The sequence below is a fragment of the Streptomyces sp. NPDC001156 genome (assembly GCF_053598275.1).
In genome coordinates this window covers 1-1,904 of sequence record NZ_JBSFJX010000487.1, presented here as the reverse complement: position 1 = coordinate 1,904, position 1,904 = coordinate 1, and the positions used below count along the sequence as shown (strand labels likewise).

The following is a 1,904-nucleotide window of genomic DNA, read 5'->3' as shown; positions in this document are numbered from 1 at the left end:
TGAGTACGCCCAGGGCCTGGCGGGCCGTCATGCGGGCCACGTCGTACTCGGCCATCAGGTCGTTCTCTCCCGGAAGCCGGTCACCGGGACCGTACTCGCCCGACTGGATCGCCTCACGTAGAGAGTCCGCGATCCGCTGGTACTTCGGCCGACGGTCGTCGTCGGTGTTCGTCATTCCGGGGCCCTCCTCTCCTCTCTAGACAGCCTAGGCCATGGGTGGAGTCACCCGCTCGGTGCGTGTAGCCGCAATCCTCTGCTTCGAACATCTCTATACATCCCCTTGACGTCTCTAGAGATCTCGGTTTCCAATGGAGAAGTCTAGAGAGGTCGCGTCGCGCGGCCTCCGAAGCGAGGGATGTGTTCATGCCGTCTTTCAAGATCGATCTTTCGACCGCTGTGGTGTTCGTGGCGACTGCGCCCGTGCCGAAGCTGGTCAACCAGAAGACCGGTGAGCGGGCTGTGGACCGGGAGACCGGTGCGGGTCTGTCGACCGTGGGTCTGCTGGTCTCGGATGAGGGGGAGGGGAACCTCTACCAGGTGACCATCCCCGAGACGGGTTTCCCCGAGGGTCTGGCGCCGGGGACGCCGGTCAAGGTCGTCGGGCTGAAGGCTCGTGACTGGGAGAACGAGTTCAACGGGCAGAAGCGGCACGGGATCTCGTTCCGCGCGGTCGCGGTCACGTCGGCGGTCTGACCATGGCCGACGTCTCGATGTGGCTGGAGGCCACGGGAGCGTTAGCGGGGGCCGGCGGTCTGGGCTACGCGAAGGTACGCGCTCCTCGTGTGTACTGGTCGCTGGTCGGACTGCCGGTCACCTGGGGCCGGTTCACGCTCACGTACCGCTCGACGATGGACGTGTGTGGGCTGACGGTGCAGCCGTCGCGTCTGCGGGCGTTCCTCGCGAAGAGCGTCACACGTCGTGAGGTGCTGCCGGTCCCGCCGAAGGTCCGCCGGGTTCGCGGTACGTCGACGGGGCTGCGGGTGATTCTGCGGCTTCCCGCCGTTCTGGAACCGGCCGACCTGGTGGCCGCCTCCGAGCGGCTGCGGCACGCCTGGGGCGTCCACTCCGTGACGATCGCCGAGACCAAGCCGGGCTATGTCGAGCTGCGCATGACCGGCTATGACGTGCTGCGGCGGGTACAGATGCCGCGCGGGGCACGCCCGGAGGGCCTGGCGGTTCCGGTGGCTTTGCGGGAGGACGGGACCGCGTTCGTCCGCGACTACCGCAAGGTGCCCATGGCGCTGACGCTGGGCGCGAACAACTCCGGAAAGTCCGTCTACCAGCGGAACCTGATCAAAGGCTTGGCGCGGTTACCGGTGGCGCTGGTCGGGATCGACTGCAAGCGCGGGGTGGAACAGTCCGCGTACGCGCCTCGACTGTCGGCCCTGGCCATCACCCCGGATGATTCCGCGTCGCTACTGGATGTGCTGGTAGCGGAGATGGAGTCCCGGTTCGACCTGCTGAGTCTGCACGGTGTCTCGGACGTGTGGGACCTGCCCGAGACAGTGCGACCGGTGTCGGTGGTTGTCCTGGTGGACGAGGTGGCGGAACTGTTCCTGATCGCCTCTCGCAAGGATGAGGAGCGGCGGGAGCGGATCGTCACCGCGTTGATCCGGCTGGCGCAGATGGCTCGCGCGGTCGGCATCCACCTGGAGATCTGCGGCCAGCGCTTCGGCTCGGAACTGGGCAAGGGCGCCACCATGCTGCGCGCACAGCTCACCGGCCGGGTTGTCCACCGGGTCAACGACAAGCAGACCGCTGAAATGGGGCTTGCCGACGTGGCACCGGATGCGGTCCTGGCCGCCAGTTTGATACCGGCTGAACGCCCCGGGACAGCGGTCGCCGCAGACTCTTCTGGGGGCTGGGCGAAGATCCGCACCCCGCACACCTCCCGCGCTGAAGCA

The 1,904-nt window shown here is 67.1% G+C and carries 3 protein-coding genes; 2 read left to right on the top strand and 1 reads right to left on the bottom strand.

All coding sequences use genetic code 11. The features are described from left to right. Positions 1-175, bottom strand: a 175-nt coding sequence (locus tag ACWDA7_RS52465) for a GntR family transcriptional regulator (RefSeq protein WP_450615256.1), incomplete at its 3' end; no start/stop codon positions are given. Positions 176-363: 188 nt separating this feature from the next. Between ACWDA7_RS52465 and ACWDA7_RS52460 the strand changes: the two genes are divergently transcribed. Further along, positions 364-693: an SCO3933 family regulatory protein gene (locus tag ACWDA7_RS52460; protein WP_355812704.1), complete on the top strand. Its 330-nt coding sequence runs from the start codon at positions 364-366 to the stop codon at positions 691-693. 2 nt (positions 694-695) lie between these two features. Beyond that, the coding region (locus ACWDA7_RS52455) for an FtsK/SpoIIIE domain-containing protein (RefSeq protein WP_450615254.1) at positions 696-1,904 on the top strand (1,209 nt) is incomplete at its 3' end.